A 12923-nucleotide genomic window follows, 5' to 3' on the forward strand; every position below is an offset into this window, starting at 1 on the left:
GCCCCACTTGGGCTACGTGTTGAACTGCTAGTAGACAAGACTTCAGCGGAAGAACAAACTAATAAACGATCAGCCGATGAAGCATCTACCATTAATATTATTCGACTTTGGCACAAGCAAAGGCTACTAGGAGAACTGTATACATATTCGCTTGAACAAGATGCATTGCCTAAGAGGTTCAATGCCCAGCTGATAAAACAATCGGTTATCGGCCATCAGTTTGGCCAATATTCAATTACATACCCTAAAACCTTAAACAGCCAAAAACAACAACAAAAATTGATTGAAGCGTTAAGCCAGGCCATTGTCTCGCTAGCACAAGGCAGTCAATATTATTTACTCGCCAATAAGACCCAAAACAGTCAACAACATGCCATCGCCAGTTTATGGTTGAGTCAATATTTACGCTCAAGCCAGCACTTTGCACCTCTTTCTAGCCGTGCTCAATTGGCATTACAATATCAAACCCAAATGCGAGTCTTTAGAGCAAAAGTGGCTTTACACTTTTACCTATTTACTGGCGATATTGATAATGCAGAATGGTTAAGTCATAACGCCAAACTATCTGCCGCATTTGCCAACAGCTTTGGCCAACCTTGGCCTCAGGCAACAGATGTAATATATAGTTATCAAGCTATTGCTAATCAAGGAATTAGCGATTATCTTCCATTGTGGCAACAAGCATTAACAGAACTGATTACTCAACAAGGTAATGACCGACTTTCAAACCCAGCTATTTTTGATTTGTTAGTGATTAATGAGGCCTATTTACCCATAAACGATCAACTTGAACAGCTTATTGGCTTACCAGTTGACCCACATTCACTTATTAGGAGATTTAAACATGCTGGAACGATGCAAGAGTAAAACGCTCTCGTACTTAATTTTATCAGCGAGCTTATTAAGTAGTGTGGCGCTGGCAAAACAGCCAACAGAAGACATGCCCCATCAGTTGACCGCTGAGCAAGTTTACCAGGGGATCAAAACAACATTAGAAACCAACTTGTATTCATTACCTCCTCGGGTTCAAGGACACTATGCCATCCGTCAATATCGTATGACAGGTGAAAACAAGTATGCCAATGGCTCATTAATTGATTTACTCACCATAGCAGAGCGGCAAGCTTATTACGCATGTAATTTAGACAAGCCTGGCTTTATCAAAAAAGAATCGCAAATTGAAGTGAATAAACTCAAACCAGGAATCCGTGGTGATGCACGTAAATTAGCTATTGCTCCCTACCCTGAATTTATGTTGTACAGTAACGTGTTATTACGTTATGCCAGCCGTATTGATGAGTTTGGTTTTACCGGATCATGCCATGATTTATTGATTACCACGCTAAAGAATGCCGATTTAACCCCTGCGCTAACTGACAAGCAAATGGTAAAAGCGTGGGCAGCACAATTAATTAACTATGTATTCTGGGCTAAACAAATTGGTGTAGGTGATTATTATGACACATATAAAGAAGCCTTTATTGCTACTTATCCCAATGAGCATGACGCACAACTGAGTAAAGACCAATACAAAAATAAAATATATGGTATGACACATTTTATTTTTGCAGCCAGTGAATACTATCAGCATCCTGTTGACCCCAAAGAATATCAATGGATTTTAGATTATTTTGAAAACAACATCGATCGTATTTTAACTGACACCACAGAAGATATTATTACAGAGGTCGGCATTGGCTTTTTAATTACAGGCAACCCAGATAATCCGGTTGTTAACAAGGTAAAACAACATGTGATTGCTGCGTACGATCCGAAAGTACAAATGATCCCATCACCTCATGGTGAGGCAATTTTATCTTCGGGTGAGCACAGAAACGTGTTGGCGATGATGTTATTAGATTGGCCAGAAACCTTACATCAAGGACCTTACCTGAATAATATTTCAAGCACCAAAAAACATTTACCCAAGTTAGTGACCCCAAAACCGTCGCTAATTAAATCAACGACACACTAAAATACTCCGTGTTTTGATTAGCGATGATTGCTTATCACAAATGGATCATCGACACTGTTAAGCGGTAAGAGTCACAGCAACTGAGCAAAGGCAAATGCACTGCATTTGCCTTGTTTATATGCCAAAACAAGCATTTATACCAATCTGCATTAGAATTTGCTCTTTTAGCGAAAATGATCAGTGAGGTAGTCGAGGCAGCCTTTTGAAGACATAGTCGTTCTCGGCAACTGCTCCTGCGTTGCTCTACCTCCTGCGTCCATGCAGTCGTCGGCAACTGCTCCTGCGTTGCTCTACCTCCTGCGTCCATGCAGTCGTACGTTAAGAAAGGCTAACAGAGAAGGCCACTCTGATAAATTCGCCCTTCGGGGCTGTGTCCCCCCCATTATTGCTTCAAATGACTTTGATGTAGAGGACTACACCTACAGTCATTTTCATTGTACTGCGCCTAGGGTCTGTTGATCTTTGCTGGTTGAATTTTGTTCGAGTTAAAAACGTGTTAATCGAGGCGAATGGATTGATGCCTAGTCATCTAAGCAAAACCCATTCAACAAAGAGTAAAACATTTTTAGCCGAACCCTTTGGGCAGCGTTTGTTGGCCATTTTTACTGCGTTATCGACTTTTTATGTAGAATAACTACACTTCACAGTCTCTGCCGCGCAGTTGTAAATGTGAGTAATGGCCAACAATTCGCTGCAAAAACAACCTTGAAAGATCAGCAGACCCTAGTGACGCAGCCTAAAATAGATCATATTCTAATAAGGATTGGTATTAAACATTGGATTTGGAACAAAGCATGAGCCGAGCAAAATCAACGTTAGAACAATGGCGTATAGTGCAGGCGGTGGTTGATTTTGGCGGTTACGCCCAAGCCGCTGAAAAACTCAATAAGAGTCAATCTTCGCTCAATCATGCAGTGGCTAAATTGCAACATCAACTTGGTATTAATTTACTCGAAGTAAAAGGTCGTAAAGCATATTTAACTGAACAAGGTGAAGTTTTATTACGTCAGTCCCGTCACTTAACCCAATCTGTGGATGAACTGGAGCAACTGGCGACTAATTTAGGTCAGGGCTGGGAACCCAACCTGATCATTGCCCGTGAACTTATCTACCCAATGGAAACACTCGTAGAAGCTCTCAAGGCATTTTTGCCACAAAGTCGCGGCACACGAGTGACCATTATCGATTCTGTAATATCCGGAACCCATGAGTTAATTAATAACAAACAAGTCGATATTGCTATTTGTACTACACCACCTAAAGGCCATATTAGCGAGCCCCTCTGTGAAGCCAAATTTGAACTAGTGTGTCATCCTAATCATCCGCTTGCACAAGTAGGTGACATAGAAGATGACAAACAATTAGCTCAACACTTGCAAATTGTTATCAAAGATACAGCAACCAATACAACAAACGATATTGGCTGGCTTAAAGCAGAACAACGCTGGACAGTATCTAACTTTCACGAAGCAAAAACGATTCTAGCCAGTAATATTGGTTTTTGTTGGATCCCCAACTTTGTTGTACAACAAGAATTAGCCAGCAAACAATTAATCCGCCTACGTTTACGTGGCAGCTCACAACGAAAAATCATCATGAATCTACTGATCCCTGACAGGGACAATCAAGAGCCTGCGTGTAAGCTATTAGAGAGTTTGATTTTACAACAACATAATGAAAGTTAAATCTGTGCCTAGGGTCTGTTGATCTTTGCTGATTGAATTTTGTTCGAGTTAAAAACGTTTTAATCGAGACGAATGGATTGATGCCTAGCAATCTAAGCAACTCTTTATTTGCAAAGAATCATTCAACAAAGAGTAAAACGTTTTTAGCCGAACCCTTCGGGCAACGTTTGTTGGCCATTTTTACTGCGTTATTGACTTTTTATGTAGAATAACTACACCTCAAAGTCTCAGCCGCGCAGTTGTAAATGTGAGTAATGGCCAACAATTCGCTGCAAAAATAACCTTGAAAGATCAACAGACCCCAGTGTTATTAACATGAGATAAAACGGATGTAATGATGGGAACTAAAAACCTAGACGTAAAAAGCAATGCTTGTGTAAGAAGTGTGCTGTTCATTAGCGGCTATCGCGCTTTGATAACCACTATGCTGGCGAGTGTTATTAGACTGCGCTGCCAATGCAGAGTGACGCGAGTCCGATAAGTAAGTTTGTGAAGAACTCACAACATCTGCTTGAGTATTGGCCGTAAGGGTTGACTGCGACGAGGTCACTTGAGTTAACTCAGTCGCCGCTTCATTGGTTATATTGTTGATACGGTTATCTATTACATTTGAAGCTTCAGTGGTTTTATTCATGAACGAGCCTAAAGGGTCCTCTGAATCGGCGTCGGCAAAAACATCACCTAATTCGATTATTTTTTGGCTTTCTTCCGTGGTCATTACCGACTGTTGACGCTCTACGGCTAATGCTTGTTTGGCTTCACTAATATTTTGTAACGCTTGCGCCGCCACTCTAATATCAGCCATTGATGGCTGAACAGGTGCCATCGCCGCAGCATACACTTTTTGCATTTTAGTCAAGGTCGCTTGAGGATCGCCTGCAACCGTTGACACATCAATACTCACTTCACCGTCAACAGCATATCGACGACCATCGGGTCCCTTTTCATATTCATAACTTGGACTTTGTGCCAAGCTACCACCGACTGCGGCATGGGCTTGTTCATGAGTTTTAACCTCTACGTCTCGCTTAGCAAGCTCTGCTATCTGTGCAGCTTCTGCGAGCTCTATTTGTTGCTGCTTTTGTTCAATCTGTTTATCGACTTCTTGCTGTTGTGCATTTTGTTCAGAAGTTTCATTTTCTATTTGGGCACTGGTATCAGCTGATGATGCTTGTGGGTTTGACGTTGTCACAACAGTGTCTGTTTGAGCTTGCTCAGCAACATTGGCTTCATCTGCCGTTACTGGATTATTGATTTCGGTGGCAAAGATATTAACAGGCGTTTGAGCACCAATACTGGTTGCCTGCGCTTGCTGTGTAAGGCTGGGTTGATAAGGTGCTGTCTGGGTATTAGCATCGCTTGTCTGAGCACTAGAACTACCATACCTCGCTGTTACAGGCTCAGCTGCCCCACTGGTTTGCTGTAATATTGCAGCAACTGTTTTAGAGCCACTTTTAAGACTGTAACTCCCGTTCAATGGTTGAACTACTTCGCGGTTTATTGACTGCGGTAACGCTGTAGAAGTGATATTGCTATGGTCATCAGCTTTCACTGTGGCAATATGATGATTACGTGATGAAGCTAAAACCGCAGAAAAAGATGAGTGACTAGATTGAGTTGATGAGGTTTGAACGCCTGTTGATACCGAAACACCAGATAGAGAGGATGTAGATTGTGTGAGGGCAGCGGAATAATGCTTGCTTGTATCAAGCTTATGGGGAGCTACACTCGCTCCCCCCACCGAAACAGCACTCATGGCTGAAGACATATTTACACTTCAATATCAATCAAGCTACCGACGGTTTCTGAAGCAGCCTCAATCACTTTAGTTGAAGCTTGAGCTTGATTAACCGATTGCGTAGCGTCAATGAGCGCTGAAGTTTGATCGCTTTGACTCATCGCTTGCGAGCTGAGTGTAACCGTGTCTTGAGTCGAAGCTGATACTGCTGGTTTTTGCTGATCAGGAATGGCAACGGCGGTGGTAGCTTGCGCTAAACCTTGTTGTGCACTTTGCAATCCCTGCATTCCTGATGCATACGCTGATTGAACTTGCATATTTTTGCTCCTGATAGCATTTAAAAATTTAATATTCGCATTTAGACTCACACTTTAGATTCAAGCTTTAAATTCAAGCTTTAAATTCAAGCTTTAAATTCACTCTGTAATTGTGAGTTTCAAATTAGCCAAATGCGATACTAGTATGGCCTAAACAGCAATAAATGTACAGTTTTTGGGCGGTAAACAACCCGAGTATTGATGAGTTAACCAGCCTATCTCTCAATCTTTCTATAAGAAGTTGAAGCCACAATGTTTTAGTTGTGTCACAACTTGCTCGACCGTGCGCTCATCGTTAATGTCAAATTGGTCTAACTCACTGCTTGGGTTTTGATAACCGCCAGGTTGTGCTGAACTCCCTGCGCTTAAATGAGTGATCCCCAAGTGCTGTAAATTATCGCGAATCAGGGTGACTCACAGGTCGACAAACTGTTCTCTAACTGAGGATAAATAATCTGATGGCACAAATTAATTCTACAAGATCAGCATCCGACAACATCACTTTTAGACTTATCCTGCCTATACAAGGCCGTAAACGGGGCAATGAAATACTTTACCGAGTCCGCCAATAGATATTGTTAATGAGGTCAAATAGTGGCTCAATAACCCCCTTCAGCCTATTTTATCGCCCCGGCCTGTACCACTCTATCTGGTGCAATGGCGGTATTAAACAATAACGCACCTGCGCCCATGTCCATTGCTCTACAGGGTTGAGAAGGCACACCAATACTGGCATCGATAGTTACCGTTGCTTGTTCAATAATGAGCTTTAAAAAAGGTTCACTGGTAAGCCCTGATTACTGCCAATGGGACTGCCTAATGGCATCATAGCGACACTACCTACCCCAGCAAAGTCCACATAGCACTGGTTTAGGTATACATAAGACATAAATCAATTTTCTTCAATTAAACGCATTTAAATCGAACAAAATTAAACCAGCAAAGAACAATAGACCCTAACATGTGACGAAAAATTCTTGCTGCGACATTATGTCGCATACCGAGTATTCATTAGCAGGATATAATTTACCTGATAACAAAGTGCAGTGAAATTAATTCACTATAAAAACAATATCAGGTGATAACATTGACAAAACACAAAACACAAGTATCAATTTTAAATAAGAATCTCCCTTACAAACTTTCATCAATATCATTAGTTATATCCTTTGTCATTTCATCACAAGTGACAGCAGTACCACTCAATACTGTTAACACTGACAACATAGAGCGACTGGAAGTACATGGTCAGCAATCCAATAGTAAGGATTTATTAGGTTCTGCTGAAGCATTATTGACGCAGCAAGGGGTCGATTTTTCGCAAGCTGGTGGAGTGTCAGCATTACCAATATTAAATGGCATGATGGGCGATAGAATTAAAGTATCGATAGATGGCAGTGATATTACCGCCTCATGCGCCAACCAAATGAATCCCCCGCTTTCATATATATCAGCAAATCAAATTGAATCTACGCAAGTCGTCGCCGGCGTATCACCTGTCAGTGCTGGCGGTGATAACATTGCGGGTGTGATAAAGGTGAACAGTTTACAGCCCATATTTGATCAAAGTGTCGATGTAATTTGGCAAAGTGGTACTGTGTCTGGCGGATACAAAAGTGTTAGCGACACCACACTCGCGGCGGTCAATGCTACCATAGCGAGCCAAACATTGAGTTTTAGTTATCAAGGTTCATACGAAGATGCTAATAGCTATGTTGATGGCCATGGCGATAAAGTACTCGATACCTTATATCAATCACAAAACCATGCCTTAATGGCAGCTTGGCAAGACGACACACAGCGACTGGATGTAAAACTTACTCATCAACATATTCCTTTTCAAGGCTTTGCTAACCAATACATGGATATGACCAATAATGACAGCTTCGGTGCAATCGTGCGCTATCAATTGGATCTCGAAAATGACGGTATATTTAGTGCCCAAATGAACTGGCACAGAGTTGAACATGAAATGGGGTTCTTTAGTGAAGAAAAAACCGGCAAGATGCCAATGGAAACTACGGGACAAGATTTAAGTTATCAACTTCATTGGCAATTTCCTATCAATAAAGATGCCATACTTTTACTTGGCCAAGAGTACTATTTATATCAACTTGACGATAGCTGGCCTGCGGTGACAGGCTCAACAATGATGAGTCCAAATGACTATATCAATATTAACAATGGTGAGCGAAAACGTGCTGCAGTATTTGCTGAATGGCAACAAACGCTCAACCGTCGCTGGTGGTTGTCAGCAGGTTTACGCTATGAATATGTTTCCACCGATGCAGATGAAGTACAACCCTATAACACCATGAGCATGATGGGGATGACCAATGTTAATGCTGCTGCGGCCGAGGCATTTAACGCCATTGAGCGGCAACGCGATGACCATATTATTGATTCCAGCCTATTGGCGCGTTACCAACTCAGTGATACCGAAACCCTTGAGCTAGGATTAGCACGTAAAAGCAGAGCCCCCAATTTGTATGAGCGTTATAGTTGGGGGCAAAGCACCATGGCTACCACTATGATTGGTTGGTATGGCGACGGTAATGGATACATTGGCAACCCAGATCTTAATCAAGAAACAGCCCACACAATGAGTGCAGCATATAAGCAAATCAATGATGACTTCTCATTGACGACCACGGCTTGGTATAGCGATATCAATGATTACATTGACGCTAATGTGGTGGGTAGTTTCAATAGCAGTGGACTTGAGGGTAACAGCCGCAATATTTTACAATTCACTAATGTAGATGCCACGTTATACGGCGCGAAAATTGATGCAGAGTATCAATTTGTACAACAACCAAGTGGTAAGTGGTCAGTAACCGCAAATCTGAGTGCCACTCACGGTGAACGAGATGATACTCACCAACCCCTTTATCAAATCAAGCCGCTACAAACGGAGTTAGGCCTACACCATCAACGTGGCGATTGGCAAAACAGTGTGACATGGCAATGGGTGGCAGAAAAGGATCGTGTTGACAACACTCGCCTCGAAAACACCACAGGCAGTTTTTCATTGTTAAATTTAAGCAGTAGTATCACTTGGCAACAAGCTAGGATATCGGTCGCAGTAAAGAACCTACTTGATGAATATTATCAACTCCCTCTGGGTGGTGTCAGTATTGCAGAATATAAAGCAGATAATAGTTATGGCTTTGAGCAAATAGCAGGTGCAGGACGTTCACTCGAACTGAGCGTTAATTATTCTTTTTAACCTTGTAGCGATAACATTCACCATAAAGACCTTTCTTAGTAGTCAGGGCTTTATTATTTAGCAGGGCGACCACACCGCTAAATGAGTGAACCGAGACCGGTGTCGTGGTCAATTGCTGAAGATGTTGAAGATTAAAATCAATAAAAAAGCCCTTACATTGCTGTAAGGGCTTGTTTATTTGGCGGAGCGGACGGGACTCGAACCCGCGACCCCCGGCGTGACAGGCCGGTATTCTAACCAACTGAACTACCGCTCCAAAACGGTTTTTTATACTTAATAAAATAACAGCATAATAAATGATATATATTTTATTAAGTATAAACAGGCACTTGATTGGCGGAGCGGACGGGACTCGAACCCGCGACCCCCGGCGTGACAGGCCGGTATTCTAACCAACTGAACTACCGCTCCACTCAAGTGCGATGAATAATAAAGTTGTGATAATTAATCGTCAACTGTTTTTTAACTGTTTTAACGCGTTTAGCTAAAAAATGTGCAATTATTCATTTTAAGTACAAAATTCAAGCAGTAATCAGACATGTAAATCACATTTAAGATGGCAGATTATTTTTCATCTGGCATGGTCAAATCGATATCATCCAAATCAATACTCTCAGGTTGTTGTTCTGTTGTCTGTTCTTCTACTGGATTTTGTTTTAACCTTTCTTCTGCTGCGGCCATCGCTTTAGCTAATGTTTGTCTTTTACGCCATACCACTAACCCAATAATGCCGAGTAATAATAGCGTCACATTCACTGTGATAATCCAAAATATGGCTTCATCTTTTGCTTGTTGCTCTTCTAGCTTGGCTTGTTCAGCGGCTTGTATCGCTAACTCTTCAGCTGAAGGCACCAGGTGTTGGAGGCTCGATTAAGTTAAAAAACATCTCCGGTAGATTTAACACAATTTCTCGGCCATCAATGGTGGTCGACACTGCGGTTCCTTTGACTCTGTAGCTGCCAAAGTCAGTGACTTTAGGTAGATACAAGATTTGATCTGTACTGGTGAGATTTTGCAGTGTGATAGGCATTTGTAAACCGGCAGGCTCAACTAACTCAAACAAAAAATGGGTTTGTTCAAGCAGCACTTGAGTATCGTCAACCGTCAACTGAATTTGCCAAATACCTTTTAATGGGTCGTTATTGGGCACCATTTCGGCCGTGATTGGCTGCTCAGATAATACAAACGGCATCACATATTCGCGTTCAAACAGGTTATTACGCGCCGTGACGTTTAATGTATAGTGACCTGTCGGTTGATCGAGATTTTGCGCACCAGTAAACACGCCATCATCAGGCACTTCATCTAAATTCTCACCGTTGTCTTTATAGGCTCCAACAATAATGGTTCCGGTGACAAAGTTATCTTCGCCAATAACATGCTGACTGGAAAACTTAGCAGTCCATTCCACCATAAAATCAAGGCCAGGCATTCTCATGGTTAAGTTATCACCGAGCAGCCTGGCGGTAACTTTAAGTCGTTCTCCTTGATATAACGGTTGAGGAAAGGGCTCAACATCAATATCAAGTTCAGAGATTTTTTGAATCGTTGAACCTTCAGTAATGTCACCTAATAGCTGCCAACAGCCAGGCATGGGTTTTTCAATATAAATCATATCGGCAGCAAGACCATCTACCCATTTCACCGTTTGTGGATGACGATTTGAATACCACTTACTGCCATCAGGTAATACGACAACCACCGGGAGCCGAGCCATAATTACGCTGGATAACTAAGGTTAATTTGTCGACCATATGATCGATTCTAAAACGGTTTTTAAGTTCAGCTGCCTGTGATGCTTTAACTGTTTCGGCATGAGCGAGAGGCTGCCAAGTCCCAATAGGGCTCAGCACAAGAAGGCAAATAATGATCAAACGACGCATGCGGCTAGCAGTCATACAGGTAGAATTACCCTCTCCAAAGACATTTTCCAGACTTGGCAACTAAGTCAAGTCGTTGTTCGTGTAGTAATATTTCATCGGCCGATGCACCCACGACTTTAAGATTAAACGCTGAAGTGTCTATTTTTTTTATCCCACCGCCTTCTTGACCGGCTTTTTCATTGGACAAATTAAATTTAATTTGTCCACCTGTCATAATTAAATAGACATCGGCAAGAATTTCAGCATCGAGTAATGCGCCGTGATATGTTCTACGACTATTATCAATACCATAACGTTTACATAAAGCATCAAGGTTATTTTTTTGTCCAGGATGCAAACGTTTCGCAATATCTAAACTGTCTAAAATACTGCAAATATCTTTGGTTTTAAGGTAGATGGGATTCAGCTTTGAAAACTCATGATTCATAAAGCTCACGTCAAAGTTAGCATTATGTGCCACAATTTCGGCGCCATCGATAAAGTCGATAAAATCTTGAGCTATTTGGTGAAATCGTGGTTCATTCGCCACTCTTTCATTGGTAATACCATGAACTTGAATCGCTTCTTCATCAATGGCTTGCCCCGGATTGATGTATTGATGATAAGTTCTGCCTGTTAACCGGCGATTAATGACCTCAACACAACCAATTTCAATAATTCGGTGGCCAATAAATACTGAGCCGCCGGCTTGGTTCATACCTGTGGTTTCGGTATCGAGAATTACTTGTCTACTGGCACTTGAAATAATATTCATAAAATGGTCTCTTTCTGCCCTCGCCTGAGCCTAAATTGAGTATACTGGCACGAATATTTGCTATGGTAACAACTTGATGGCCGAACTCAAACAGCTGTATATCTTTACTGATGGTTCTTGTTTAGGAAACCCAGGTCCCGGCGGCTATGGTGTTGTGATGAAATACAAAAATAAAACCCATGAATTGGCCGATGGCTATGTACTCACAACCAATAATCGTATGGAGCTACTTGCCCCTATTATAGCCCTCGAAGCACTTTACGAACCTTGTAATATTATTTTAACCAGCGACAGCCAATACATGCGCCAGGGGATAACCTCTTGGATCCATGGTTGGAAAAAGAAAGGTTGGCTCACATCCACAAAGCAGCCCGTTAAAAACGTAGATTTATGGAAACGCTTAGACGCGGTGAGCCAAAAACACAAAATTGATTGGCGCTGGGTAAAAGGTCATGCTGGCCACATTGAAAACGAGCGTTGTGACACTCTAGCAAGACAAGCTGCTGAAGCTAAACCTAAACAAGCGGATGTGGGTTATCAGGCAGAATAACCCATAGACTTCATAGCATGTTCGCACTCAATGCATGTGCTTAAACCTTGCATGCTATTTGGTTTTTGATAAACCTGTACGCCCAGCACTTGGTGCTGTAGACCAATTAGGTGCGGTCACTTTGGCTTTATCTTTTATTGGGGTTAATGGCACGGTCATTTTACGCGCCACAATGACATAAACACTGCCAGTACTTGGCAACCAATTGGCTAAGGTTTTTTGCCACCAGGGCGTTTGATTATTTCGACTCACAGAGTCCTAATAAAGAGTGATGCATTAAGCGTTCATCTGCCAGTACCTGAAAACCTAATAAGCCGAGCCAATCTTTCACTCTAGAAGGCATAAAAAATTGCCCACTCCAGGGCAGCTTATCTTGGTACTTGGGTAAAATTTTACCCACAAAAGCCGGACTCACCGGGTTAAAGCCGACAATAAATATATAACCGCTGTTGATCAACACGCGGTCAAACTCACGTAATATTTGGTATGGGTCTTGCTCAAAATCTAATAAAAAACAGCTAACAACGGCATCAATACTATTTTGTTGTAAAGGTAAATAGTGGGGATCTGCTTGTATATTGCCTCCGTCGCCATCAAATAATGAAAAATGACGATTAATACTACACTGTAAGGTATTTATTTGGCTGCTTAAGCTACCCACTTTCAGTAAGTGGTAGCCAAATATACGTGGCCACCATGGGGCTAATGTGGTTTCTATTTCAGCTTGTAACACTTCACCAAATGGTAAGTCATCCCAGTGCTGTGGTGTTAACCTCGAGCTTGCCACGTTTT

8 protein-coding genes, 2 tRNA genes and 4 pseudogenes are annotated in these 12923 nt (G+C 41.9%); 5 read left to right on the forward strand and 9 right to left on the reverse strand.

The window, feature by feature from the left end; all coding sequences use genetic code 11:
- Nucleotides 1-165: 165 nt before the first annotated feature.
- The 3 genes from N4T56_RS09810 to N4T56_RS09825 all read left to right on the forward strand — a co-directional run bounded on the left by N4T56_RS09810 (nucleotide 166) and on the right by N4T56_RS09825 (nucleotide 3660).
- Nucleotides 166-867, forward strand: coding sequence for a hypothetical protein (locus N4T56_RS09810; protein ID WP_261733099.1), 702 nt, complete (start codon nucleotides 166-168; stop codon nucleotides 865-867).
- Entirely contained in the window at nucleotides 845-1975 is a 1131-nt protein-coding gene (locus tag N4T56_RS09815; protein WP_261733100.1) for a DUF3541 domain-containing protein, read from the forward strand. The genes N4T56_RS09810 and N4T56_RS09815 overlap by 23 nt, the downstream gene beginning before the upstream one ends.
- Before the next feature lie 794 nt (nucleotides 1976-2769).
- Nucleotides 2770-3660: a LysR family transcriptional regulator gene (locus tag N4T56_RS09825; protein ID WP_261733101.1), complete on the forward strand. Its 891-nt coding sequence runs from the start codon at nucleotides 2770-2772 to the stop codon at nucleotides 3658-3660.
- Between the two features lie 352 nt (nucleotides 3661-4012).
- Here the strand turns inward: N4T56_RS09825 and N4T56_RS09830 are convergent, their stop codons facing one another.
- The 4 genes and pseudogenes from N4T56_RS09830 to N4T56_RS09845 all read right to left on the reverse strand — a co-directional run.
- Nucleotides 4013-5428: a putative metalloprotease CJM1_0395 family protein gene (locus N4T56_RS09830; RefSeq protein ID WP_261733102.1), complete on the reverse strand. Its 1416-nt coding sequence runs from the start codon at nucleotides 5426-5428 to the stop codon at nucleotides 4013-4015.
- Nucleotides 5429-5430: 2 nt separating this feature from the next.
- The gene (locus tag N4T56_RS09835; protein ID WP_261733103.1) at nucleotides 5431-5715 is read right to left on the reverse strand and encodes a chemotaxis protein; all 285 of its coding nucleotides are present in this window, start codon (nucleotides 5713-5715) and stop codon (nucleotides 5431-5433) included.
- A gap of 231 nt (nucleotides 5716-5946) precedes the next feature.
- A pseudogene (gene thiH, locus N4T56_RS09840) lies at nucleotides 5947-6304 on the reverse strand (2-iminoacetate synthase ThiH); the annotation flags it as partial.
- A 64-nt stretch (nucleotides 6305-6368) separates the two neighbouring features.
- Nucleotides 6369-6559: pseudogene (locus tag N4T56_RS09845) on the reverse strand (thiazole synthase); the annotation flags it as partial.
- Nucleotides 6560-6796: 237 nt separating this feature from the next.
- Between N4T56_RS09845 and N4T56_RS09850 the strand changes: the two are divergent.
- Complete coding sequence (locus tag N4T56_RS09850; protein ID WP_390904115.1) at nucleotides 6797-8944, forward strand: TonB-dependent receptor plug domain-containing protein; 2148 nt, start codon at nucleotides 6797-6799, stop codon at nucleotides 8942-8944.
- Nucleotides 8945-9123: 179 nt separating this feature from the next.
- Here the strand turns inward: N4T56_RS09850 and N4T56_RS09855 are convergent.
- The 4 genes and pseudogenes from N4T56_RS09855 to dnaQ all read right to left on the reverse strand — a co-directional run bounded on the left by N4T56_RS09855 (nucleotide 9124) and on the right by dnaQ (nucleotide 11581).
- Nucleotides 9124-9200, reverse strand: a tRNA-Asp gene (locus N4T56_RS09855).
- Between the two features lie 78 nt (nucleotides 9201-9278).
- A tRNA-Asp gene (locus tag N4T56_RS09860) sits at nucleotides 9279-9355 on the reverse strand.
- A gap of 153 nt (nucleotides 9356-9508) precedes the next feature.
- Nucleotides 9509-10842 (reverse strand): annotated as a pseudogene (locus N4T56_RS09865) (TIGR03503 family protein).
- 10 nt (nucleotides 10843-10852) lie between these two features.
- Entirely contained in the window at nucleotides 10853-11581 is a 729-nt protein-coding gene (dnaQ, locus tag N4T56_RS09870) for a DNA polymerase III subunit epsilon (RefSeq protein WP_261733105.1), read from the reverse strand.
- Nucleotides 11582-11657: 76 nt separating this feature from the next.
- Here dnaQ and rnhA point away from each other — a divergent pair, with 76 nt between their 5' ends.
- Nucleotides 11658-12131: a ribonuclease HI gene (gene rnhA / locus N4T56_RS09875; RefSeq protein ID WP_261733106.1), complete on the forward strand. Its 474-nt coding sequence runs from the start codon at nucleotides 11658-11660 to the stop codon at nucleotides 12129-12131.
- 54 nt (nucleotides 12132-12185) lie between these two features.
- Here the strand turns inward: rnhA and N4T56_RS09880 are convergent.
- Nucleotides 12186-12918 (reverse strand): annotated as a pseudogene (locus N4T56_RS09880) (methyltransferase domain-containing protein).
- Nucleotides 12919-12923 lie beyond the last annotated feature (5 nt).

This window comes from Shewanella phaeophyticola, assembly GCF_025398315.1.
Lineage (GTDB): Bacteria > Pseudomonadota > Gammaproteobacteria > Enterobacterales > Shewanellaceae > Shewanella > Shewanella phaeophyticola.

Coding starts and splice junctions, on each gene's coding strand:
- N4T56_RS09815 (WP_261733100.1), top strand. CDS start 845: ATGCTGGAACGATGCAAGAGTAAAACGCTCTCGTACTTAATTTTATCA.
- N4T56_RS09825 (WP_261733101.1), top strand. CDS start 2,770: ATGAGCCGAGCAAAATCAACGTTAGAACAATGGCGTATAGTGCAGGCG.
- N4T56_RS09830 (WP_261733102.1), bottom strand. CDS start 5,428: ATGTCTTCAGCCATGAGTGCTGTTTCGGTGGGGGGAGCGAGTGTAGCT.
- N4T56_RS09835 (WP_261733103.1), bottom strand. CDS start 5,715: ATGCAAGTTCAATCAGCGTATGCATCAGGAATGCAGGGATTGCAAAGT.
- dnaQ (WP_261733105.1), bottom strand. CDS start 11,581: ATGAATATTATTTCAAGTGCCAGTAGACAAGTAATTCTCGATACCGAA.
- rnhA (WP_261733106.1), top strand. CDS start 11,658: ATGGCCGAACTCAAACAGCTGTATATCTTTACTGATGGTTCTTGTTTA.